The sequence below is a fragment of the Streptomyces sp. BV286 genome (assembly GCF_019090165.1).
GTDB lineage: Bacteria > Actinomycetota > Actinomycetes > Streptomycetales > Streptomycetaceae > Streptomyces.
The window spans coordinates 1-23,766 of sequence record NZ_JAHRIB010000131.1 but is presented as its reverse complement, the minus strand read 5'-3'; the positions used below and the strand labels follow the sequence as shown (position 1 = coordinate 23,766).

20 protein-coding genes and 1 pseudogene are annotated in these 23,766 nt (G+C 71.9%); 15 read left to right on the top strand and 6 right to left on the bottom strand.

The genetic code is table 11. The features are described 5' to 3' along the window. Positions 1 to 269: 269 nt before the first annotated feature. Together KUF83_RS18255 and KUF83_RS18250 are read left to right on the top strand one after the other, a co-directional pair. Positions 270 to 779 (top strand): ATP-binding protein, encoded by a 510-nt coding sequence (locus tag KUF83_RS18255; RefSeq protein WP_308403042.1) that lies wholly within the window; start codon positions 270 to 272, stop codon positions 777 to 779. Then, positions 757 to 1,215, top strand: coding sequence for a hypothetical protein (locus KUF83_RS18250; RefSeq protein ID WP_217455781.1), 459 nt, complete (start codon positions 757 to 759; stop codon positions 1,213 to 1,215). The genes KUF83_RS18255 and KUF83_RS18250 overlap by 23 nt, the downstream gene beginning before the upstream one ends. Positions 1,216 to 1,279: 64 nt before the next feature. Here the strand turns inward: KUF83_RS18250 and KUF83_RS18245 are convergent, their stop codons facing one another. Then, positions 1,280 to 1,732, bottom strand: coding sequence for a MarR family winged helix-turn-helix transcriptional regulator (locus KUF83_RS18245; RefSeq protein WP_217455780.1), 453 nt, complete (start codon positions 1,730 to 1,732; stop codon positions 1,280 to 1,282). 199 nt (positions 1,733 to 1,931) lie between these two features. After that, entirely contained in the window at positions 1,932 to 2,975 is a 1,044-nt protein-coding gene (locus KUF83_RS18240; RefSeq protein WP_217455779.1) for a zinc-binding dehydrogenase, read from the bottom strand. Between the two features lie 511 nt (positions 2,976 to 3,486). Between KUF83_RS18240 and KUF83_RS18235 the strand changes: the two genes are divergently transcribed. The 9 genes from KUF83_RS18235 to KUF83_RS18195 all read left to right on the top strand — a co-directional run bounded on the left by KUF83_RS18235 (position 3,487) and on the right by KUF83_RS18195 (position 14,912). Continuing rightward, positions 3,487 to 4,029 carry a MarR family winged helix-turn-helix transcriptional regulator gene (locus KUF83_RS18235; RefSeq protein ID WP_217455778.1) on the top strand — a complete coding sequence of 181 codons (543 nt, stop codon included), beginning with the start codon at positions 3,487 to 3,489 and terminating at the stop codon, positions 4,027 to 4,029. 167 nt (positions 4,030 to 4,196) lie between these two features. Next, complete coding sequence (locus KUF83_RS18230; RefSeq protein ID WP_254644036.1) at positions 4,197 to 4,970, top strand: response regulator transcription factor; 774 nt, start codon at positions 4,197 to 4,199, stop codon at positions 4,968 to 4,970. A gap of 209 nt (positions 4,971 to 5,179) precedes the next feature. Beyond that, on the top strand, positions 5,180 to 6,421 hold the full coding sequence (locus tag KUF83_RS18225) for a cytochrome P450 (protein ID WP_217455777.1): 1,242 nt from the start codon (positions 5,180 to 5,182) through the stop codon (positions 6,419 to 6,421). A gap of 51 nt (positions 6,422 to 6,472) precedes the next feature. Beyond that, positions 6,473 to 6,670 carry a ferredoxin gene (locus KUF83_RS18220; protein WP_217455776.1) on the top strand — a complete coding sequence of 66 codons (198 nt, stop codon included), beginning with the start codon at positions 6,473 to 6,475 and terminating at the stop codon, positions 6,668 to 6,670. Further along, a complete protein-coding gene (locus tag KUF83_RS18215; RefSeq protein WP_217455775.1) occupies positions 6,667 to 7,845 on the top strand; it encodes an FAD-dependent oxidoreductase in 1,179 nt (392 codons plus the stop codon). The genes KUF83_RS18220 and KUF83_RS18215 overlap by 4 nt, the downstream gene beginning before the upstream one ends. A 152-nt stretch (positions 7,846 to 7,997) precedes the next feature. Next, positions 7,998 to 9,827: an NAD(P)/FAD-dependent oxidoreductase gene (locus tag KUF83_RS18210; protein WP_217455774.1), complete on the top strand. Its 1,830-nt coding sequence runs from the start codon at positions 7,998 to 8,000 to the stop codon at positions 9,825 to 9,827. A 225-nt stretch (positions 9,828 to 10,052) separates the two neighbouring features. Then, a complete protein-coding gene (locus tag KUF83_RS18205; RefSeq protein WP_217455773.1) occupies positions 10,053 to 11,819 on the top strand; it encodes an ABC transporter ATP-binding protein in 1,767 nt (588 codons plus the stop codon). A gap of 448 nt (positions 11,820 to 12,267) precedes the next feature. Next, on the top strand, positions 12,268 to 14,010 hold the full coding sequence (locus KUF83_RS18200; protein WP_374106092.1) for a S8 family serine peptidase: 1,743 nt from the start codon (positions 12,268 to 12,270) through the stop codon (positions 14,008 to 14,010). A 224-nt stretch (positions 14,011 to 14,234) separates the two neighbouring features. After that, a complete protein-coding gene (locus KUF83_RS18195; RefSeq protein WP_217455771.1) occupies positions 14,235 to 14,912 on the top strand; it encodes an AIM24 family protein in 678 nt (225 codons plus the stop codon). 165 nt (positions 14,913 to 15,077) lie between these two features. On the opposite strand, the gene KUF83_RS18190 is transcribed toward KUF83_RS18195, so the two are convergent. Both KUF83_RS18190 and KUF83_RS18185 read right to left on the bottom strand, forming a co-directional pair. Beyond that, entirely contained in the window at positions 15,078 to 15,506 is a 429-nt protein-coding gene (locus tag KUF83_RS18190; RefSeq protein WP_217455770.1) for a pyridoxamine 5'-phosphate oxidase family protein, read from the bottom strand. 184 nt (positions 15,507 to 15,690) lie between these two features. Beyond that, positions 15,691 to 16,527: an NAD(P)H-binding protein gene (locus KUF83_RS18185; protein ID WP_217455769.1), complete on the bottom strand. Its 837-nt coding sequence runs from the start codon at positions 16,525 to 16,527 to the stop codon at positions 15,691 to 15,693. An 82-nt stretch (positions 16,528 to 16,609) separates the two neighbouring features. On the opposite strand from KUF83_RS18185, the gene KUF83_RS18180 reads away from it, so the two are divergent. Then, positions 16,610 to 17,638 (top strand): AraC family transcriptional regulator, encoded by a 1,029-nt coding sequence (locus tag KUF83_RS18180; protein ID WP_217455768.1) that lies wholly within the window; start codon positions 16,610 to 16,612, stop codon positions 17,636 to 17,638. A gap of 132 nt (positions 17,639 to 17,770) precedes the next feature. After that, positions 17,771 to 18,661, top strand: coding sequence for a MerR family transcriptional regulator (locus tag KUF83_RS18175; RefSeq protein ID WP_217455767.1), 891 nt, complete (start codon positions 17,771 to 17,773; stop codon positions 18,659 to 18,661). A gap of 144 nt (positions 18,662 to 18,805) precedes the next feature. Here KUF83_RS18175 and KUF83_RS18170 read toward each other — a convergent pair whose 3' ends face one another. Both KUF83_RS18170 and KUF83_RS18165 read right to left on the bottom strand, forming a co-directional pair. Continuing rightward, positions 18,806 to 20,287, bottom strand: coding sequence for an LPXTG cell wall anchor domain-containing protein (locus KUF83_RS18170; RefSeq protein ID WP_217455766.1), 1,482 nt, complete (start codon positions 20,285 to 20,287; stop codon positions 18,806 to 18,808). A gap of 32 nt (positions 20,288 to 20,319) precedes the next feature. Continuing rightward, positions 20,320 to 20,877, bottom strand: coding sequence for a hypothetical protein (locus KUF83_RS18165; RefSeq protein WP_217455765.1), 558 nt, complete (start codon positions 20,875 to 20,877; stop codon positions 20,320 to 20,322). Between the two features lie 228 nt (positions 20,878 to 21,105). Between KUF83_RS18165 and cyc2 the strand changes: the two genes are divergently transcribed. Further along, positions 21,106 to 23,292 carry a germacradienol/geosmin synthase Cyc2 gene (gene cyc2, locus KUF83_RS18160; RefSeq protein ID WP_217455764.1) on the top strand — a complete coding sequence of 729 codons (2,187 nt, stop codon included), beginning with the start codon at positions 21,106 to 21,108 and terminating at the stop codon, positions 23,290 to 23,292. A gap of 140 nt (positions 23,293 to 23,432) precedes the next feature. Further along, positions 23,433 to 23,766 (top strand): annotated as a pseudogene (locus KUF83_RS18155) (PDZ domain-containing protein); the annotation flags it as partial.

Here is a 23,766-nt window from a genome sequence, read left to right as displayed (position 1 = left end):
GCTGTTGTTGGCAGGTGTCACAGTGGGGCGTACCGTCCCGGCCCGGTGAACGACGTGACGACGCGGTCCAGTTGGGGGAGAACGGCCCGCGCACCGTCACTGTCCGCAACGAGGTGCTCGCACCTCGCGGCGCGCCCGATCGGTGCGGTACCGGCACCGGTTCGACCCCCGGTGCGAAGGCAGACGAAAGGCGAACGGCGATGGCTACGCCCTCCCTCCCCAAGCCATTGGGCCGACTGCCCGCGGACGAACACCCCCACAGAGCAGGCGTGTTCGGCCTGTCTCCGGCCCCCGCCTCGGTGGGCCTGGCCCGCCGCAACGTGCGCGAGCTCCTCGGCGAATGGGGCACGGACCCCGAGACGTGTGACAACGCCGTCCTCGTGACCTCCGAACTCGTCACCAACGCGCTCACGCACACGGCGAGCGAGTGGATCGTGTGCAGACTGCGCACCGACGGACACCGGCTCCATCTGGAGGTCGAGGACCAGAACCGCGGTCTGACCCTTCCGGCACAGCGCAGCGCCGGCCCCGACGACCAGGGCGGTCGCGGTCTCATGCTGGTCGGCATGCTCAGCAGCGACTGGGGTGTCAGGGACGCCGCGTACGGCTCCGGTCGCGTCGTCTGGGCCGTCCTGCCGTCGCGGCAGACGCTGTCACCGCCGCCGTCGACGCCACGGGAACTCGCCGCCTCCGGGCTCGCGCCCACCCCGCACCTCACCCGGCCCGCCCCCCACTCGGCCGAAGGACTCCTGCCTCATGGAACTGCAGCACGCCCCTGACCCGTGGTCGCGTACGTCCGCGACGCCGCCGCCCGAGCACCCGGTCCGTCTCGTGATACCCGCACAACTGCGTACCCGTCTGGGGTGCGACGTGGTGGGCACCTCCAGAGAACACGGCGAACGCATCCTGGACTGTCTGCCCCGCGTCGGCTGCGTCTTCGCCGACGACTCGGCGGGCCGCGAGCGCTGGTGGTGGATCGTCCCCGCCGGTTCCCACATCGGCGTCACCTGGCCGTCCTCCGTCACCTACACCGCCGGCGCCCATCGCGCCGACCCGTCCTGGACCCGGGTCCGCCGCGGCCTCCGTTCCGGGAGGCCGCGTCTGATCCACAGCCCGGCGGGCGACTCGCCGTACACCCCGCCGATCCCCCTGTACTTCCTCGCGTGCCGCCTCGCCGGCAGTGTCCCGCGCTGGTCCCTCGCGGCGGGAGGCTGAGCCGACGCCCGGCTCTTCGGGCTCGCGCCGCCCCTCGGGTCGGGTTCGGCCGGATGCCCTCGTGTCAGGGGCGCGGCCACGGACGCTCGTCCAGGCTCTCGATGTCGGTGTTGAACCGCTTGAGGAACCCGGCGAAGGCGGCGACCTCCTCCGGGTCCCATTCGGCCATCACCTTCTCCAGCGCGCGGACACTCTCCCCGCGGTGTGTGTCGAGCCGGCGCGCACCCTCGGCGGTGATCCGGAACTTGCGGGCGATGCCGCCGTCGGGATCCGGGATGCGCTCGACGAGGCCGCCGCGCAACATGGCCGCGGTCTGCCGGTTGAGCGTGGAGGCGTCCAGACCGAAGGCGTCGCTGAGCTGGCCGATGGACATCGGGCCCTCCATCCGGATCCGGCTGAGCAGGATGTAAGCGCTGCGCTCCAGACGGCCGCCGACCCGGGCCCGGGGTGAGTTCAGGTAGAGGTGCCGACCGAGCAGCATCGTCTCGAACTCGATCAAGTGCGTGGGCTTGTCCATGCCGCCGGTCCTTCCCCAGATCTGGGCGCTCGCCCCGGGTCCGGGTCGGGGTCCGGGGGCGGGCCCGAGGCCGGGGGCAGGAGACATGACATCAAATATGCATCCCACACGTATTGTGCATGATGCATAAGTGAGCCGAGGCGTCCGGGGCATGGGCGCTACACGCGGGAGCGGGGCCGGGGCCCGGTCGTGATCGCCCTCAGTCCTGCTCGCCGAAGGTGACGACGACCTTCTCGGCGGCGCCCGGGGTGAGGGCGAGTTCGAAGGCGTGCCGTACGTCGGCGAACGGGACGCGGTGGCTGATGAGCCTGGCGAAGCGGTCGTGGTGTCGGACGAGTTCGGGGGTGACCTCGAAGATCTCGGTGGGGTACCCCTGCGAGGCGATGAGGGTGAGTTCGCTGCGCAGCATGCCGCCGAGGTCGATGGCGTCGGACCTCTTCTGTACGGCGACCATGACGAGCTTGGCGCCCCACCGGGCGTTGTCGACGGTGGCCTGGATGACGGCGGGGGCCCCGGCGGCGTCGATGTAGATGTCGGTCGCGGGGCGGGGCCCGCCCAGCGCGTTGGCCGACTGGCCGTGCAACTCGGTGAGGCGGGCGGTGAGGTCGCCGTCGGTCGAGTCGATCACGGCGTCGGCACCGACCGCGAGGGCGGTTTCCAGTCGCTCGGGGATGACGTCCACGACGACGACGTGCTGGACTCCGCGGAGCTTGAGCCAGATGGCGGCGCCCAGGCCGATGGGCCCGGCGCCGAAGACGACGACCTTGTCGGCGGGTCCGGCCCCGGAGCGGTTCACGCAGTGCCGGGCGACGGCCATCGGCTCGTTGAGGGCGGCCACGGCGAAGGGCACGGAGTCGGGGAAGACGCTGAGGTTGGTGCCCGGCTCGGCGTTCTCGACCAGGAGGTACTCACTCATGGCGCCGTGCTCGCCACCGCAGCCGATGATGCCGGAGGGGACGCCCTGCGGGTTGACGACGACGCGGTCCCCGACCTTGAGGCCTGTGACGGCGCTGCCCGTCTCGACGATCTCCCCGGCGGGCTCGTGACCGAGCGGGAGTGAGGTCATCGAGCCGTCCGGGCCCATGGGGGCGCCGCCGAGGTGGAGGAAGAAGGTGTCGGTGCCGCAGATGCCGCAGGCGCGGATTCTGAGCAGGACGTCGCGGGGGCCCGGCACCGGGCGCTCGATGTCGACGACGTCGATCCCGCCGACGGGACCGGTGCGGACGGACTTCATGGTGGCCATGGTGAGACTCGCTTTCCTTGCGGGTTCGAGGGCTTGAGGGATCGGGGGTCTGATCGTTTGTGGGCCTCGTCGGGCCGGTGGGGTGTGAGCGGAGGCGGATGACTGGCGACTGGCGATGGGTGACCGGCGGCAGGTGACCGACGGAGCACGGCGGATGACGACCGGGAGGCGCTCGGCCGTGCACCTGTCCGGGTCCGGCGGGAGGGCGGGGGAGTGCCCGTCCACCGGACCCGGCGCCCGCGCCGGTCCCCGTCCCCACGGGGCCTGCGCGGGCGGACCGCCTCCGCTCAGGCGGTCCGTTCCGCACGCCACGGCACGTGGTGCCGGGCGCTCGACCGAGGTGTCGCTCGCGGTGCGGTGTCCGCGGACCGGTGCCGGAGGGCCCGGATGTGGGCCGTACCTGCGACGATCGGGTCTTACTTGAGTAAGGCAAACATATCTGCCTTACTTGAGTCAAGCAAGTGAATCGTGAATTTACTTGAGTCACGCAAGCAGATGGTAAAGTGACTCCATGTCCACGCCCTCACCCGCATCCGGCTCCGCCCCCACTGCCGAGCACGCATCCGCCCCCGCCTCGCAGGACGTCGCCGAGATCGAGCGGGCCCTCAACCGCATCGTCTATCTGACCGGCAGGGTCCGGCAGCACGACCGCCTCATGGCCCTGGCCGGTGTGTCGTTGGACCGCGCGGCCGTGGCGCTGCTGCGGCAGATCGCCGACTCCGAGCCCATGCGCCCCGGCGAGCTGGCGGCCCGGCTGGCGGTGGAGGCCTCGCACGTCACCCGGCAGGTGCAGCAGTTGCAGAAGGGCGGCTATCTGACCCGGGTCCCGGACCCGGACGACCGCCGCGCCCAGCGCATCCAGCTCACCGCCGCCGGCCAGGAGGCGATCGACCGCATCCGCATGGCGAGCTGCCGGGGCATGGAGGTGGCGCTGGCCCACTGGTCGCCCGAAGAACTGCGGCAGCTCTCCACGCTGTTCCACCGGATGGTCGACGACTTCCTGCGCACCGACATCACGCTGGAGGGCGAGGACGCCTCGTCGCAGCCCGCCTGACAGTCCGACAGCGCCACCGCCCGAGCGTGCGACACCCGCTCCCGCGCGCCTCGCCCCTTCCGCTCCCGGCCGGGGCGGGTCGCGGTGGGCGGGCCGTCCGGCCGTGCGACGCGTGCCCGCCCGCGCCGCAGGCGTGACGCGCGGGTCCCACGCGAGGCGGCCCAGCCATGAGCGAGGTGCGTGCGATGCACGGGATGGACGACGTGGACCGGGTGTCAGGGTCCGGCGGCGCAGGCGGGGCGCGCGGGGGTGACGCCGACGTGTCCCTGCTCGCCCGTGGTGCCGGACGGCACGTCCTGGTCGTGGTCCACGACGAGGCGCTCGCCGAACTGCTGTCGACCACGCTGGAGTTGGCGGACTATCGGGTCACCGCCGCCCGCACCGGCGCCCAGGGGCTGGCGCGGCTGGCGGAACGACGGTTCGACCTGGTCCTCTTCGACATGACGGTGCCGGACATCGCCGTCCTGGGGGAGGGGCGCAGATTCCGTCCGGCCGACCGCCCTCCCGTGCTCTTTCTTGCCTCCTACGAGAGGCTGGGGAGCCTGGTGCCCGAACTGGGCCCGGGGGAGACCGACTACGTCACCCTGCCGTTCCGGATCTCCGAAGTCCTCGCCAGGGCCCATGTGTTACTGCGCGGCCGCAGCCCGGTGCGCCAGGGGCCGTGCTACGGCGATGTCGTGCTCGACGACGCCACCTGCCAGGCCTGGCGCGGCAGGCGGTCGCTCGACCTCACCCCCGCGGAGTACCGGCTGCTGCGGCATCTGCTGGTCAACGCCGAGCGCGTGCTGTCCAAACAGCAGATCTGCCGGCATGTCTGGGGAGAGGCCCGGGCCGGGAACGCGATCGAGAAACTCGTCTCCCGTCTGCGCCACAAGGTGGATCAGGACCAGCCCCCACTCATCCACACCCGCCGCGGCTTCGGCTACCGGCTCGGCCGCTGAACCCTGCCCCGGCCGCCCCTCCTGCCCGGGGCCGGGCCTGCCACCGCCCCACCCCTCCGCGCCCGGTGTCGCGCATGTGATCCGGGTCACGTCAGCTTCCTGTCAGGCAACTGTCCGGGAGGCGTCAGACCGCTCCGGTTGCATGTGACCCAGAGGCCTCCAGCCCTTCCCCGTACTCCGCCCCGGCGGAGCCCCCACCGAGGAGACACATGGCCGAGACACTGGCCGGTGCCGCGTCCGACGCGGCGCGGGAGATGCCCGAGTTCCCGATGCCGAGGGCAGCGGGCTGTCCGTTCGCCCCGCCTCCGGCCGTGGAGGAACTCCGAGCGGACAACCCGATCGGCAGAATCCGCATCTGGGACGGCAGCACGCCCTGGATCATCACCGGCCACGAGGCGCAGCGGGCCCTCCTGACCGATCCCCGCGTGAGCGCGAACGACAGGAACCCCGGCTTCCCGTTCGTCACCGAGTACCGGCAGCAGATCGCGAAGTACACCCCGGAACTCGTCGTCAACACCGACGCCCCCGAGCACACCCGGCTGCGCCGGATGGTGAACGGCCCGTTCCTGGTCAAGCGGATCGAGGCCATGCGGGCCCCGATCCAGAAGATCGTCGACGGTCTGATCGACGACCTGCTGTCCGGTCCCAACCCGGCCGACCTCGTGACGGCACTGGCGCTTCCCGTCCCCTCGCTGGTGATCAGCGAACTGCTCGGAGTGCCGTACGCCGACCACGAGTTCTTCCAGGAGAACAGCGGCCTCGCGCTCGACCGCGCCGCGGCACCGGAGGACTCCCGCGCGGCGAGCACGGCCCTGTCCTCGTACCTGGACGACCTGCTCGGCCGGAAGCTCACCGAGCCCGGCGAGGACGTGCTCTCCGAGATGGCGGCCCGCGTCACCGCCGGGGAGATGACCCGCGACGAGGCCGTCCACATGGGTGTCGCGATGCTCATCGCCGGCCACGAGACCACCGCGACGATGATCGGCCTCGGCACCCTGGTGCTGCTGCAGAACCCCGAACAGCTCGCCCTGGTACGGGATGCGCGGGACCCGAAGGTCGTCGCGGGCGCGGTGGAGGAACTGCTGCGCTACCTGAGCATCGTCCAGGTCGGCCTGCGCCGGGTCGCCACCGAGGACATCGAGATCGGCGGGCAGGTCATCAGGGCCGGTGACGGCATCGTCGTCGACCTGCACGCCGCCAACTGGGATCCCGAGGCGTTCCCCGGCGCCGACCGGGTGGACGTCACCCGGCCCGCGCGCAAGCACAACGCGTTCGGCTACGGGCCCCACCAGTGCCTGGGCCAGTCCCTCGCCCGGCTGGAACTCCAGGTCGTCTACGGCACGCTCTTCCGGCGCGTCCCCGCCCTGCGCCTGGCCGTCCCGGTGGAGGAGCTCCGGTTCGACCACACCGGCACCACCTACGGCGTGGACTCCCTGCCCGTCGCCTGGTGAGCGGCCACCGCCGAGACCACTGAACGTGCCCGAGGGACAAGGAAGATGCTCATGCGTGTGGAACTGGACGAACCGAAGTGCGTGGCGTCGGGGCAGTGCGTGATGGCCTCCCCGGAGGTCTTCGACCAGCGGGACGACGACGGCGTGGCGATCCTGCTGGAGGAGGTGCCCGGGGACGGCCTCCTCGACGGCGTGCGGGAAGCCGTGGCGATCTGCCCGGCGGCGGCGATCCGGCTGGTCGGCGAGTGAAGAGGATCGTCGTCGTCGGTGCTTCGGCGGCCGGGCTGGCGGCAGCCGAGACCCTGCGCCGCGAGGGGTACGACGGCACACTCACCCTCATCGGTGACGAGCCGCACGCCCCCTACGACAGGCCGCCGCTGTCCAAGCAGATCCTGGCGTCCGAGTGGCACCCCGACCGGCTCGCGCTGCGCCCGCCGGACGATCTGGCCGCGCTGGACCTGGAGTTGAGGCTGGGCACCGCCGCGACGGGCCTGGATCCCGGCGGACGCGCGGTGCTGCTGGCCGACGGGACACGGGTGCCGTACGACGGACTGGTCGTCGCCACCGGTGTACGTCCGCGGCGGCTGCCCGGCGACGGGAGCGCGCATGTGCTGCGCACCCTGGACGACGCGCTCGCCCTGCGGGCCGGACTGGGGGCGGGCCGGCGCCTGGTGGTGGTCGGCGCCGGGTTCCTCGGCGCCGAGGCCGCCGCCGTGGCCCGCCGCCTCGGCACCGAGGTCACGCTCCTGGAACCCGCGCCGGTACCGCTCGCCCACGCCGTAGGCGACGAGGTGGGACGGGTGCTCGCCGCGGCCCACCTGGACCACGGGGTGGACCTGCGCACCGGGGTCCGGGTGGCCGCGGTGACCGAGGGCGGGGTCCGGCTCGTCGGTGGCGAACTCGTCGAGGGCGACCAGGTGTTGGTGGCCGTCGGGTCGCTGCCCAACACCGAGTGGCTGGCGGGGAGCGGCCTGACGGTGGACGACGGGCTGGTGTGCGACCAGTACTGCGAGGCCGCACCGGGGGTGTACGCGGCCGGTGACGTCGCCCGCTGGTACAACCCGCTGTTCGGGACGCCGATGCGCGTCGAACACCGTACGAACGCCGCCGAACAGGGCATGGCGGCGGCCCGCAACCTGCTGCACCCGCAGGCGCGCAAGCCGTTCGCACCGGTGCCGTACTTCTGGTCGGAGCAGTACGGCCTGAAGGTCCAGGCGTTCGGACGGCTGCGCGGACACGACGAGGTCGCCGTGGTGGAGGGGGACCTCGACGAGCGCAGGTTCACGGTCGCCTACCGCACGGGCGACCGGCTCACCGGAGTCCTCGCGCTCGGCATGCCACCGAAGGCGCTCCGCGGCCGGCGGCAGGCCATCGCCGCACGCTCCCCGTGGCGTGATGCCGTCCCCGCCGCCCGGACGCCCTAGCCGTCGAGGTCAAGAGGCCGCAGGATGACGGCAGTTCGAGCCACCGAAAGGCAGAGGACGCAGAGGACGGCCACGGCGGACGGTCCGCCGCCGGAGCAGGCACAGCGCATTCGCCCCCATCCGACCGCAGGCCCCACAGCAGAAGGACAGGTATGCCCCCCACTCCCCACGCCTCGTCCGGCAGGTCCCCGTCCGGCCCGGACGGGCTCGGCTTCGACCCGGACGCCCTGCGTGCGCGATACCGGGCCGAACGCGACCGCCGCATCCGGCCGGAAGGCAACGCGCAGTACCAGCGCATCGCAGGAGAGTTCGGCTCCTACGCGGACGACCCGTACGTGGAGGAACCGGAGTTCACGCGGGAGCCGCTGCACGACCGGGTCGAGGCGGTGGTCGTCGGCGGCGGCTTCGGCGGTCTGCTCGCCGGGGCACGGCTGCGGCAGGCGGGCGTGGAGTCGATCCGGATCATCGAGCAGGGGGGCGACTTCGGCGGGACCTGGTACTGGAACCGGTACCCGGGCATCCACTGCGACATCGAGTCGTACGTCTACATGCCGCTGCTCGAAGAGGTCGGCCACATCCCCGAGTGGAAGTACGCGCCCGGCGAGGAGATCCGGCAGCACGCGCGGGCGGTGGCGCGCCGGTTCGACCTGTACGACGGCGCCTGCTTCCGGACGCAGGCGACCGAACTGCGCTGGGACGACACCGAGTCGGAATGGGTGGTCGGCACCGATCGCGGCGACCGTGTACGGGCACGCTACGTGGTGGTCTCCAGCGGCACGCTCAGCCAGGCGAAGCTCCCGGGCATCCCCGGCATCGAGACCTTCAAGGGGCACACCTTCCACACCAGCCGCTGGGACTACGCGTACACGGGCGGCGACGCGAACGGGAACCTGCACCGGCTCTCCGACAAGCGCGTGGCCCTGATCGGCACCGGAGCGACCGCCGTCCAGGTCGTGCCGCATCTGGGCCGCGACGCGCGGCAGTTGTACGTGTTCCAGCGCACCCCCTCCTCCGTCGACGTGCGGGGCCAGCGCCCCACCGACCCCCACTGGGCCGCCTCGCTCGAACCGGGCTGGCAGCGCCGCCGCAGGGACAACTTCCTCAGGACCGTCACCGGCGCCCGCACCGACGAGGACCTGGTGGACGACGGCTGGACCAGCAGTGCCCGGCTGCTGCAGAACCTCATCCCGACCAACCACTACGCGGACCTTCCCGCGGAGGAACGCGACCGCCTGAACGAGCTGGCCGACTTCCAGAAGATGAACGAGATCCGTGCCCGGGTCGACTCCGTGGTCGAGGACCCCGCGACCGCCGGGGCACTCAAGCCCTGGTACCGGTACATGTGCAAGCGGCCCACCTTCAGCGACCACTACCTGGACACGTTCAACCGGCCCGGCGTGACGCTGGTGGACACCGCCGACCACGGCGGCGTCGAGCGCATCACCGAGAACGCCGTCGTGGTCGGAGGCACGGAGTACGCGGTCGACTGCGTCATCTTCGCGACCGGCTTCGAGGTCGGCGTCTCGGGCATCCTGTCCGGCCGGCTCCGGGTGTACGGCCGCGACGGCGCCGAACTGCCCGCGTCCTGGCGGCAGGGCGTGCGAACGCTCCACGGCTTCTCCAGCCACGGATTCCCCAACCTCTTCCAGCTCGGTCCGCTGCAGAACGCCAGCGCCGTGAACTACGTCCACATCCTCGACGAACAGGCCACCCACGTCGCCGGGATCGTCGCCGAGGCACGCAGACGCCGGGCCCGGTACGTCGAGCCGTCCGTCGAGGCCGAGACCGCCTGGGTCGCCACGATCCGGGAGAAGGCCGCGGACCTCTACGCGTTCCAGGCCGAGTGCACCCCCGGCTACTACAACAACGAGGGCAGACCCAGGCGGCGCAGCGAGTCGTACGGCGACGGGCCGGTCGCCTTCCACGAACTGCTCAGGCGCTGGCGCACCGACGGCGGCATGAGCGACGTCATCGTCGAGTGACCCGCCGACAGGCGACCGCCACCGGTGGGGGTCGCACGGCGCGGACGCCCGGCCCCCGCACGTGAGCCGGGCACCGAAGGACGGCACCCGGACCCGGGACCGCCCGGCGGAAATCCCCTGCGGCACTGTCAGTGGCATCGGCGATACTTCATCGACCCCTTTCCGACCCCGGACGAGACTCCGGACGGGAGGGGAAGGGGAGCCGACCGTCCGAGGGGGAGTACCGTGCCGCAGTCCCAGCCGTCCGGCCCAGCCGCCACACCGGCGTGGCGGCTGCTGCTCGCGTACGTGCGCCCGTACCGCTGGACGCTGCTGCTCGGAGCCGTGCTGTCGCTCCTGACCGGGGCCGCGGGGCTCGCGCTGCCGCTGGTGGCCAGGACGCTGATCGACGACCTGGGCCACGACCGGGCGATCACCGGCGCACTGCTGGCGATGTCGGCCCTGGTCGTCACGAACGCCGCGATCGGCGCGCTCGGTTCGTACGTGCTGCGGTACACCGCCGAGTCCGTCGTACTCGGCGCACGGCGGGGCCTCGTCTCGCATCTGCTGCGTCTGCGCATAGCCTCCGTCGACCGGAGCGAGCCCGGGGACCTGATGGCCCGGATCACCTCGGACACCACCCTCCTGCGGGAGGTCACCACCGACTCGCTGGTGGGCCTCGGCACCGGCGGACTCACCCTCGTGGCCACGCTCGGCCTGATGGGGTTCGTCGATCCGGTGCTCACCGCCGTCACCCTGGGCGTGGTCCTGGCCGCGGGCACGGTGATCGGCGTGATCGTGCCGCACATCAACCGGGCCAGCAGGCAGGCCCAGGACGCGGTCGGGGCGATGGGCGCCTCGCTGGAGCGGACCCTGGGCGCACTGCGGACCATCAAGGCGTCCGGCGCCGAGCACCGCGAGGAGCGGGCCGTGCACGCGGCGGCCGAGGAGTCCTGGCGCCAGAGCGTCCGGGCCGCCAAGTGGTCGGCACTGGCGGGGAACACGGCCGGTCTGTCGATGCAGGTCGCGTTCATCACCGTCCTCGCCGTGGGCGGCGCGCGCGTCGCGACCGGAGCCGTCGACATCGGCACCCTCGTCGCCTTCCTGCTGTACGTCTTCTACCTGATGTCGCCCATCCAGCAGGTCGTCGGAGCGGTCGCCCAGTACCAGAGCGGCTCGGCCGCCCTGGCCCGCATCGAGGAGGCCAGGCGGCTGCCCGCCGAGCCGGCCTCCGAGCCCGCCCCGCTGCCCGGCCCCGGCGCCGAGCCCGCCTCGATCACGTTCGAGGACGTCCGCTTCCGGTACGACGACGACCTGCCGTACGTCCACCACGGTGTGACCTTCGCCGTCCCTCCGCGCGGCATGACCGCCTTCGTGGGACCGTCGGGCGCGGGCAAGACCACCGTGTTCTCCCTCATCGAGCGGTTCTACGACCCCGAGGAGGGGACCATCTCGCTGGACGGCCGGGACCTCACCGACTGGGAGGTGTCGGGGCTCCGGTCGGCCATCGGCTACGTCGAGCAGGACGCGCCCGTCCTCTCCGGCAGCCTCCGCGACAACCTCCTGCTCGGCAATCCCGACGCCGACGACGGCGAACTGCTCCGCGCGCTCAAGACCACCCGGCTCGACTCCCTCGTCGACCGGCTGCCGAAGGGCGTGGACACGCTTGTTGGCCACCGCGGCACCAAGCTCTCCGGCGGCGAGCGGCAGCGCGTCGCCATCGCCCGGGCCCTCCTGCGGCGGCCCCGGCTGCTGCTGCTCGACGAGGCCACCAGCCAGCTCGACGCGGTCAACGAAGCGGCGCTGCGCGACACGGTCGCCGATGTCGCCCGCACCACCACGGTCCTGGTCGTCGCCCACCGGCTGTCCACCGTCACCATGGCCGACCGCATCGTCGTGATGGACGCCGGGCGGGTACGGGCCGTGGGCACCCACCGCGAACTCGTCGCGGGCGACCCGCTGTACGCGGAACTCGCCGCCACGCAGTTCCTCGCGGCCACCGACGCCGCCTGAGGGCCGGCCGGCCTGAGAACCGGCCACCACACTCGAGGGCCGGTCTCTGCCCGAGAACCGGCCTCCATTCGAAAACCGGCCGTCGCGTGAGGCCCGCCGAGACCGGGCCGAACGTGTGAAAAGGGTGTCCTTTCCCGTCAACCGCCTTTCTCCGTAGGGGGTTCCCGGCCAGGGATCGAGGGTTTTCCCCGTATCCCCGGGACAAAGGCGCGACCTATTGTTCGAGCCACAGTCGCACCACAGGTAACCCCTGATAGGTCGCTGCGCATGGCCGGCTGACGCGCTTTTCGCTCGCACCCCCCGCCGCTTCGACGACGAAGCGAATCGACCGATGCTCCGCACCGCTTTCGCGCGCTGTCCGGAGCCGGCCACGAAAGGCACTCCCTTGCGTACTCCACGACCCGCGAGACGGAAGCTGATATCCGTCGCCGCGATATCCGCGACGCTGATGGCAGGGACGATCACGTCCCTCGCGCTGGCCGGACCGGCCACCGCCACGGTCCCCTCCGACGAGGCCGCGAAGACCGCTGCCGCCGCCGTGACCGCCCCGGCCGAGCGGCTGATCGTCGGCTACAAGGCGGGCGCCACCGAGGCCAAGTCGAACAAGGCCGCCTCCGCGGACGCCGAGGCCAAGGGCAAGGAGGCCGGGGAGGACCTCGACTTCCAGCGCCGCCTCGGCACCGGTGCCGCGCTGGTCGACCTGGGCGACCGGCTGAGCAAGGCCGACGTGGCCGACGTCGTCGCCGAGTTCCAGGCAGACCCGCAGGTCGCGTACGCCGTGCCGGACCGCCTCAACAAGCCGCAGGCCGACCCGAACGACACCGAGTACAGCAAGCAGTGGGACCTCTTCGAGACCACCGCGGGCATGCGTGTCCCCGGTGCCTGGACCACCGCGACCGGCACCGGCGTGACCGTCGCCGTCATCGACACCGGTTACGTCACCCACTCCGACCTCGCGGCCAACATCGTCGCGGGCTACGACTTCATCTCCGACACCGCGGTCTCGGTCGACGGCAACGGACGCGACAGCAACCCGGCCGACCCGGGCGACTGGTCCGCCGCGAACGAGTGCCAGGCCGGCGCCCCGGCCAGTGACTCCTCCTGGCACGGCACGCACGTCGCGGGCACCATCGCCGCCGCCACCAACAACGGCAAGGGCGTCGCGGGCATCGCGTACAACGCGAAGATCTCCCCGCTGCGTGTCCTCGGCAAGTGCGGCGGCTACGACTCCGACATCATCGACGCCATCACCTGGGCGTCCGGCGGAACGGTCTCCGGCGTCCCGGCCAACACCAACGTCGCCAAGGTCATCAACATGAGCCTCGGCGGTGGCGGTGCCTGCACCACGGCCACCCAGACCGCGATCAACAACGCCGTCGGCCGCGGTACGACGGTCGTCGTCGCGGCGGGCAACAGCAACGCCAACGCGGCCAACTACTCGCCGGCGAGCTGCAGCAACGTCATCTCGGTGGCGGCGCTGGGCCGCACCGGCTCCAAGGCCTACTACTCCAACTTCGGCTCGACCGTGGACATCGCGGCCCCCGGCGGCGAGACCAACACCACCACCGCCAACGGCATCCTCTCCACGCTGAACGCCGGTACGAAGACGGCCGGTTCGGAGTCGTACGACTACTACCAGGGCACCAGCATGGCCGCCCCGCACATCGCGGGCCTCGCCGCGCTCGCCAAGTCGGCGAACTCCGCGCTGACCCCGGCCCAGATCGAGTCGGCGATCAAGACCAACTCCCGTGCCCTGCCCGGCACCTGCTCGGGCGGCTGCGGCGCCGGTCTGGCCGACGCGGCCAAGACCGTGCAGGCCGTGAGCGGCACCGGTGGCTCCACCGGTACGACCTTCTCCAGCACCGCCGCCGTCTCGATCCCCGACGCGGGCTCGGCCGTCGAGTCGTCGATCGCGGTCAGCGGCCGCACCGGCAACGCCCCGTCGGCCCTCCAGGTCGGCGTCGACATCACCCACACCTTCCGCGGTGACCTGGTGATCGACCTGGTCGCGCCGGACGGCACGGCGTTCCGCCTGAAGCCGTCCAGCACCTCGGACTCGGCCGACGACGTCAGCGCCACCTACACCGTGGACGCGTCCGGCGAGACCGCCAACGGGACCTGGAAGCTGCGCGTCCAGGACGTGGCCTCGGCCGACACCGGCCGGATCAACAGCTGGAAGCTGACCTTCTGACCGTGCCACGGCGATCGCGGGACGATCGCCCGGCTTCCGGCCGACAGCGGGCCGGGCACTGAGAAACCACCCCCCACAGGGTGGGGCCGAAAGGCCCCGCGGGGCGGTCGACGCGAGCGGGCGTCGACCGCCCCGCCTTTCGTCGTGCCGCCCAATACCTTCGCCGCCACCTTTCCTCCCTTGGCAGGATGGTCGAATCGCCGCCTCCGGGACAGGATGCCCGGATGAAGGGTGATCTGTTTTCCAGCGAGTACATGGTGCAGCCGGCCGCCACGGCGGGCATGAGCGTGCAGAACGCCAAGTCGATCAGGTACGCCGTCAACGGCGAGATGCTCGCCCGGCAGGGCGCGATGATCGCCTACCGCGGCAACCTGCAGTTCGAGCGCAAGGGCCAGGGCGTCGGCGGCATGCTCAAACGGGCCGTCACCGGAGAGGGCCTGCCCCTCATGGCGGTGCGCGGACAGGGGGAGGCCTGGTTCGCGCACGAGGCCCAGAACTGCTTCATCATCGACATCGACCCCGGCGACGTCTTCACCGTCAACGGCCGCAACGTGCTGTGCTTCGACGCCTCACTCACGTACGAGATCAAGACGGTGAAGGGCGCGGGCATGACCGGCGGAGGGCTGTTCAACAGCGTCTTCACCGGGCAGGGCAGGCTCGGTCTCGTCTGCGAGGGCAACCCACTGGTCATCCCGGTCTCACCGCAGTGGCCCGTGTACGTCGACACGGACGCCATCGTCGGCTGGACGGCCAACCTGCAGACGTCGCTGCACCGTTCGCAGTCGATCGGCTCGATGCTCCGCGGCGGCTCGGGGGAGGCGGTGCAGCTGGTGCTCCAGGGGGAGGGATACGTCGTCGTACGGCCGAGCGAGGCGACACCGCAGAGCACCTCCCAGCACTGACGGGGGAGGGCTCGGCCGGGCTCGTACGGCTGCCGCGCCCGCACGACGGCCGCCCGCACGGCCGTCGAGCCCGCACTGGTGTCCCACCCGTCTCGCCTGTCTCACCTGTCCCGGCGGTCGGAGGTGCCTGTGACGACGCAGCCCGGTTGGCAGGATCCGCTGAGGTCAGTGCCCGTAGCGGCGCACGGTCTCGGGGTGGATGACGACGCGGAGCAGGTCAGCGGCCTGCATCATGGCGAGGTCGTGGGCCCGGGCCCGGTCGTCGAGGTCCCAGTAGCGAGCGGCGAGGCGGGAACACAGGTCGTGCGCTCCGTCGGCCGCCATCGTGGTGCGGCCGACGACGGACACCCAGCGCTCACGCTCGCCTACCGGGGCGGCGACAACGATCGAGGCGCGGGGGTCGCGGTGCAGGCGCCGCACCTTCAGCGAGCCCGGCTCCGTGAAGAACTGGATCGTCCCCTCCGCGGTGGCCTCGAACCACACCGGCCGGGGCTGTGGCGGCTGCGTTCCCCCGGCCACGGACAGGAACCCGTGCAGGGGGCGTCCGAGGAACTCGAGGTCCTCGGCGGTCAGCCGGTTGGTGGCGGTGCTCATTGTGGTCCTTTCAGAAGATGCCGGCGTGACGGTGGAGGGAGGTTTCGCTCCGTTCGCCCACCGCGATCACGGCGGGCTGACAGTGCGGACCGGATGCGCGGCGGCAACCGTTGGGAGACCACCCCGGCGCGCAACACCCCGACCGCCGGAGTCCGGCGCAGCCGCTGGACGGCCGCCCGAGAGGTCATGGCCGCCAGGCTCCCGCTGCCGCCGCCCGCACCACGTAGTCCTCGAAGTTCCGGGGCGCTCGCCCCAGCACGGTGGCGACACCGTCCGTCGTTTCGGCAATCACCCCGCGCTCCATCAACACGAACATCTCGGCGACGTGGTGCGCGTCGTCCTCGCCCCACCCCTCCGCGACCAGCGCCGCGGTGTACTCGGCGGGGGAAAGCCGCTTGTAGGTCATGGGCAGTCCGGACGCCCGGGAGATCAGCTCGACGGCCTCCTCGAAGGTCAGCGCGCGCGGCCCGGTCAGCTCGTAGATCCGCCCGGCGTGCCGGCCGGGCTCGGCCAGCACCGCGGCCGCGGCGTCGGCGACGTCCTCCAGGTCGATGAACGGCTCGGGGACAGGACCGGCCGGGAGCGCCAGTTCGCCGGCGACCAGCGGGGCGTGGAAGAGGTCCTCGTCGAAGTTCTGGTCGAAGTTCGACGGCCGCAGGACGGTCCACTCCAGTGCCGAGCCGCGCACGGCGTCTTCGGCCGAGCGCATGTCCAGGCCGAACGCGGAGTCGCCCCAGGCGTCGGCGCCGTGCCCGGAGAGCAGGACAAGGTGCTGCACGCCGGCGGCCTCGGCCCGCGCCACGAACTCGTGTACCGGTCCGGGCACGGGCGGGGGTACCACGTAGGCAGAGGTGATGCCCTGCAGGACCGCATCCCAGCCGTCGGGGTCGGACCAGTCGAAGCGGGTCCGGCTGGATCGGGAGACGGCGCGCACCTGCGTGCCGCGCAGCCGCAACCGGGCGGCGACCCGCCGGCCGGTCTTGCCGGTGGCGCCGAGGACGAGGGTGGTGTCGTTGCTCATGGCAGCGATTCAACAGCGTCTGCTCGGACGAATACATAGGTGAGAAGCCGGATCGCATGTGTGATCGTCTAGCCTCGGTGGGGTGGACGCGTTCGGTGACCTCTTCCGCGGGATGCGGGCCCAGGGCTCGTTGTTCGGCAACTCGATCCTGTCCCCGCCCTGGGCGCTGCACTTCGTGGACGGCGCGCCGCTGACGTTGTGCACCGTCCTCGGCGGGGCGGGCTGGATCGTGCCGGAGAACCGCCCGCCCGAACAGCTCCGCGCCGGCGAGACGGTCATCGTGCGGGGCCCCGCACCGTTCACCTTCGTCGACGAGGTCGGCACCCGGGCCGAACCGATCGCGTGCGGCGAGCACTGCGCGACGCCCGAGCAGGGCGGGACCCGGCACCGGCTCGGCTGGAACGACTGCGACGGCGACGCCGGCGACGGCGCGACGACGCTGATCGTCGGCGCCTACCCGGTACGCGGCGAGATCAGCCGCAGGCTGCTGGACGGGCTGCCGGTCGTGCTGCGCGTCGTATCCGGCGGCGGGACCGACGCCGTACTCGACCACCTCGCCGCCGAGGTCGCCACCGACACCCCGGGCCAGCAGGTGGTCCTCGACCGGCTGCTGGACTGGATGCTGGTGTGCGCGCTGCGCGAGTACTTCGACCGGCCCGGCGGCGAGCCGCCCGCCTGGTACGCCGCCCAGCGGGACCCGGTGGTCGGCGACGCGCTGCGCCTGCTGCACGCCGAACCAGCGGCCCCGTGGACGGTGTCCTCGCTGGCCGACCGGACCGGAGTGTCACGTTCCACGTTGGCGAAGCGGTTCGCCGACCTGGTCGGCGAACCGCCGCTGACCTACCTCACCCGCTGGCGCATGACGCTCGCGGCGGACCTGCTGGCCGAACGTGAGGCGGCGACCGTCGCGGAGATCGGCCGCACCGTGGGCTACTCCGACGCGTTCGCGTTCAGCGCGGCGTTCAAGCGGATCCGAGGCGTCAGCCCGAGCCGGTTCCGGCGTACCGGTACGGTCGTTCCCGAGCGGCCGAACGTCCCGCCCCTGCGGCCTCCGGGCACCGAACTGCCCGCCGTCCCCGCTCCTCCTCCCGGCGTTCGTGTGCGGTCCTGATGCGAGGACCGCAGTGTCGGCGGTCAGTGGGGGATTCCCCAGCGGCGGCCACTTGGCGGGCGGGGTTGTTGCACATGCCGTAGCGGCATGTGGTGGGGTCGGGGCACCACGGCACGAAAGGCTCCGTCTGCGATGTACCCCTCCCTCATGCCTCCCCGGCAGGTCAAGATCGGTGATGCCGCTGCGTTCGCCGGGATCACCCCACGCGCCATCCGCCACTACCACGGGATCGGTCTGCTGCCGGAGCCCGAGCGCGGTGGGGACGGCCGCCGCCGCTACGGCTACGACGACATGATCCGCCTGCTGTGGATCCGCAAGATGGCTGATGCCGGTATCAGCCTGGACGACATACGGGCCGCCTTCGGCGAAGCCCGGGACGAACCTGCAGGCGAAGCCCTGGACCAGGCCCCGGATATCGAGTCGGTCCTGAGCAGGCTGGAGGAAACCCTGGCGGCGCAGGAGGCCGCCGTCAAACGTCGGCGCGCGGCTGTCCAGCGCCTGCAGGCGGTGGGCAGCCCGCTGGGGCTGCTCTCCGAACTGGTCACGGACCGGCTCAGCCACCTGCCCCGGGGAGCGTTGCGTCCCTCCGATCTGGACGCCCTGCTGGTCACGGAACGGATCTTCGGGCCGCTGGGCGCCGCCATCCAGGCCGGCACGTTCATCGTGCTGGCCACCCACCCCGACCTGCGGGCCGAGGAGGACCGTATTGAGGCGGCCGAGGCCGCTCTCGACGACGGCGTCGAACCCGACGACCCGCGCGTCGAAGAGCTCGCCGTACAGCGATGCGCTCACCTGATGGCCCTGAATCAGGCCGGCGAGGCAGCTGGTCTCGACGCGGCCGAGGAGGAGATCTTCGAGACCTACGACGCCGACCTGAAAGGGGAGGAGGGCACAGAGATGAGTGCCGCCACAGCGATCACCAAGATGCCCTACGACTTCTCTCCTGCCCGGATGCGCTGCATGGAACTCGCCGGACGGCTCTTCGGCGAGGCCCTTGCCGACGCCCACTCCGCGGACAGCTGATCGCCTGTGCCTGGCACTGATGTGGCCCGACAACCGGTCGCGTCCATCAACAAGCGTGCTGATGTGCCAACGGCGATGCGTCGTCACAGCGCCGCGGAGGGGGCTTCCGTGTCTCCCTCCGCGGTCCCCGCGCCGACGCGCTTCCTACGCCGTGGCCCGTCGGCGGCGCCACAGGACCGCCGCGGTGCCGGAGGCGATCAGTGCCGCCGTACCGGCCGCGGCGGGCAGGATCACGTCGGAGCCGGTCGAGGCGAGCGACCCGCCTCCGGCGGCGGTGAACGAGCCGCCACCCGTGGTGGACTGCGCTCCACCGCCACTCGTGTCACCCGCGCCACCCACGCCGTTCCCGTCGGCCGTCGGGCCGTCCACGGGGACCGTCGTGCCGGAGTCGGTCGGGCCGGCATCCGGGCCCGGGTCGCCGGGCGACGGATCGGGCGACCCGTCGGACGGACCGGGCGAGACCGGCACCGAGGGCGACGGCGACACCGGATCCGACGGTGACGGCGGGGCGGAGGGCGTCGGCGGCACCGGCGCCGTGAACACGGTGAGCGAGGCGTCGGACGGGCTCGCGACGAACACCGAGCCGCCGCCCGGCGTCACCGCGACGGACGAGCTGCCCAACTGGCCGTTGTTCCCCGGTAGTTCGGCCCCCTTCCCGGCATCCTTCAGCGTGGCGGTGTCGTACACCGTGAGTTGCCCGACGCCGTCCCCCTCCTCCGGCGGATTGCCGTAGTCCTGCCACACCGCGAAGGCCTGGTCGGAGCGCGGGTCGACGGCGACGTCCGCGATCGAGTCCCCGGGCTCCGCCCGGAAGGCGGCGGCGAGTTCGCCCGAGGCGATGTCGTACGCCTCCAGCACGGCACCGCGCCCCGCCCACACCTTCCCGTGCTCGACGTCCCATTCCAGGAAGGACACCGCGGCGCCCGGGCCGAGCGGGATGTCCTTGCCGTCCGGCGCGAAGGCGGCCGAATCGACCCCGCGCAGCAGGCTGTTGGCGTTGTCGGCCACCCAGATCCGTCCGCTCGCCGAGTCCACGGCGAGCGGACCGCCGGTGGCCGGGAGGGTGAGAGAGCGCTCGACGGTCACCGCCGTCTCCCCGACGGCGACCTCCTCCAGTCTCGTCCCGCGTACGACGACCACCGTGCCGGCCTTCGCGCCGGCCCTGGCCTGCGTGATCGTCGTCCCGGTGAGCCAGCCGCCGCGCCCCGCCGTGTCGCCGTCCTTCGCGGCGGCGACTCCGCGCAGCCCGACGAGGTAGTGCACTCCGTCACCGGGCAGTGGCCCGGCCAGCCGTTTCCCCGGGAGTTGGGCGGGCGCGCCCGTGCTGCCGGGCGAGGTCTTCACCCAGCTCAGTACGTTCCCGGCCGCCGGGTCGAGGGCGTAGACCCCGGCCAGGCTTGCGCCCGTCGTACCGGCGACGGTGTCGGACCCGACGTACAGCTTCCCCGACTCGGGGTGCAGCAGCAGGTCGAGCGGTTTGCCGACGGTCGTGAGGCGGGCGGTCCGCTCGTAACCGCCGGCGGCGGGCGGGTCCTCGGCGCCGGCGGCGGGCGTGCCGACGACGACGGCGGTGAGGACCACCGCCGTGATTCCCGCCAGGGTGCCCGCCGCCCGAGGGCGGAGCACACCGCTCCGCCCCCGGGTTCTGAGAGGCGCGGTCACGAGAAGGTGACCGGGAGGTAGACGTCGTACGAGCGGTTGCCGCTGCCCGTGTGGTCGGCGCGCGTCACGATGGCGCAGTCGACGTCCGTGCCGCAGACCGTGCCGGACGCGATGTTCGGGTTGACGTGCACGCTGACGCCGAAGGAGCCGCCGGTGCCGTACACGGAGCTGTTCGCGACCATGCCGCCGCCGAAGTTCGACACCCAGTGCGAGGCGCCGGTGGTGCCCGACTGGTCCGCGCCGCCCAGGCAGGGGGTCGGACGGGAGGTGTACGTCGACGGGTCGCCCGGTACGACGCCCTCGGGTATCACGCACAGACCGACGTAGACACCCTGGACGGAGTTGTATCCGCTGCCGGCGACGGTGATGTTCTGCCCGGCCGAGGACAGGCTGTCGGGGGCCGTCAGCGACAGGTTGTACGTCGTGCCGCTCACCGTCACGGTCCGCGTGGCGGTGGCGGCCGAGGCGGAGCCGGCGAGCCCGACGGTCAGCGCGGTGGCGGTGACGCCGACGGCGGCGATGCGGGTGGCACGGGCGAACAGGGCGGATCTCATGGGTAGTTGGCCTTTCGGAGGCGAAAACCACTTAGGTAAGGCAAACCTAAGTTGCAGACGGTCGACCGTCAACCCGCCCCCACCGGCCCCAGAAGGCCCGCATCCGTCGGCGCGAGGAAACGCGGCCCTTTTCCCCGTGGAGGGTCCGCTCACTCATCGGTTCACGCGATGGTGCGATCATGTGCCGCCGTACGGATGCCCCCGGCAGGCCCCGGGTAGGGCCGGTCCATGACGCAGCCCTTCGAACTGCCGCACTTCTACATGCCGTATCCCGCGCGGCTGAACCCACATGTCGACGAGGCGCGCGCCCACACGACCGAGTGGGCGCGCGGAATGGGCATGTTGGAGGGTTCCGGCATCTGGACGCAGGCCGACCTCGACGCACACGACTACGGACTGCTGTGCGCGTACACGCATCCCGAATGCGACGGCCCCGCCCTCTCCCTCATCACCGACTGGTACGTGTGGGTCTTCTTCTTCGACGACCACTTCCTGGAGACCTTCAAGCGAAGCCAGGACCGCTCCGGCGGCAAGGCCTACCTCGACCGCCTCCCTCTCTTCATGCCGCTCGACCTCTCGACCCCCGTGCCGGAGCCGCAGAACCCCGTCGAGGCCGGACTCGCCGACCTGTGGGCGCGCACGGTCCCCGCCATGTCGCTGGGATGGCGCAGGCGGTTCGCCGAGTCCACCGAGCACCTGCTCAACGAGTCGATGTGGGAGCTGTCCAACATCAACGAGGGGCGGGTGTCGAACCCCGTCGAGTACATCGAGATGCGCCGCAAGGTGGGCGGCGCCCCCTGGTCCGCGGGGCTCGTGGAGTACGCGACCGCGGAGATCCCCGAGCAGGTCGCCCGCTCCCGGCCGCTGCGCGTGCTGATGGAGACCTTCTCCGACGGGGTCCACCTGCGCAACGACCTCTTCTCGTACCAGCGGGAGGTCGAGGAGGAGGGCGAGCTGAGCAACGGGGTGCTCGTCCTGGAGACCTTCTTCGGCTGCACGACGCAGCAGGCCGCCGAGACCGTCAACGACATCCTCACCTCGCGCCTGCACCAGTTCGAGCACACGGCGCTCACCGAAGTGCCCGCGCTGGCCCTGGAGAAGGGCCTCGCCCCGGACGAGGTCCGTGCCGTCGCCGCGTACACCCGGGGGCTCCAGGACTGGCAGTCCGGGGGCCACGAGTGGCACATGCGGTCGAGCCGGTACATGAACGAAGGGGCCCTGCGGAGCTCGCCGTTGAGCGGACCGACCGGGCCGGGGACCTCCGCCGCCGACGTCGGCGCGCTGCTCGCCGCAGCCGGCGCCGAACGGCTGCGCGCCTACACGCACGTGCCGTTCCAGAAGGTGGGCCCGTCCCTGCTGCCCGACTTCCACATGCCGTTCCAGGTCCGGTTGAACGCCGACCTGGACGGGGCCCGGCGGCGCATCACCCCCTGGGCCCACAGCATGGGCATCCTGGAGGAGGGCGTCTGGGACGAGGACAAGCTCGCCGCCTACGACCTGCCGCTGTGCTCGGCGGGCCTCGACCCGGACGGCACCCCGGAGGCGCTGGACCTCAGTGCGGGGTGGCTCGTGTGGGGGACGTACGGCGACGACTACTACCCGATGGTGTTCGGGAACCGCAGGGACCTGGCCGCCGCGAAGCTGTGCACCGCCCGGCTGTCCGCCTGCATGCCCGTGGACGGCGAGGAGATCCCGCCCCCGGCCAACGCGATGGAGCGAGGTCTCGCCGATCTCTGGCGGCGCACGACGGCCACGATGAGCCCGGACGCACGCCGCACCATGCGCGCCTCGGTGGAGGTCATGACCGAGAGCTGGGTGTGGGAGCTGTCCAACCAGCTGCAGAACCGCATCCCCGACCCCGTCGACTACCTGGAGATGCGCCGCGCCACCTTCGGCTCCGACCTCACCATGAGCCTGTGCCGCCTGGGCCACGGCCCGAAGGTGCCGCCCGAGGTCTACCGCAGCGGTCCCGTCCGGTCGCTGGAGAACGCCGCGATCGACTACGGGATGCTCATCAACGACGTCTTCTCGTACCAGAAGGAGATCGAGTACGAGGGCGAGGTGCACAACGCGATCCTCGTCGTGCAGAACTTCTTCGGCTGCGACTACCCGGCGGCGCTCGGTGTCGTCCACGACCTCATGACCCAGCGCATGCAGCAGTTCGAGCATGTCGCCGCCCATGAGTTCCCCGTCCTGTTCGAGGACTTCGGCCTCTCGGCCGAGGCCCGCGAGATCATGCGGGGTTACGTGGTCGAGCTGCAGAACTGGATGGCGGGCATCCTGAAGTGGCACTACGACTGCCGTCGTTACGGGGCCGCCGACCTGGCCCGTCGCTCCCACGGTTTCGTACCGGGGCGGTTCCCGGCCGTGCCGTTCGCCACCACCCGGGGGACCGCCTCGATCGCGGCCTTCTGACCCCGGCCCGGGGGTGTTCGGCCGACGGAGCGGGGGCGGCCGGGCCGGGGCGGACGGGTCGCACGGGAAAAAGCCGCATCACCCGTTCGAGGATCGTCGCGGGCAGGTGCGGAGGGTAGAGCTCTGGCCGGAGGTGATCCATGGAACAGACCGCGTTGCGTCCCAAGCCGATGCCTGGTCAGGAGCCGGACGACGGCCGGACGTCCGCACCGGTCCGCCGCCCGCACGCCGCACGGCGGCGCGGGCGACGGCTCACGACCCTGTTGTTCAGCCTGTTCGTCGGGGCCGTCCTCGTCCTGTCGGGGGTCGGCCTGGGCACTGTGGGTGCCACGGTGATCGGCATGAGCAAGCTCGCCGACTTCCAGCGACGGGCCGGCGCCCCCGGGGCGTCCACCCCGCCCACTGGGGCCGGAGGCGCCGAGCCGGCCCCGGGCGCCGGCACCTCGGCCTCGCTCACGCGAGCGCCCGAGCGCC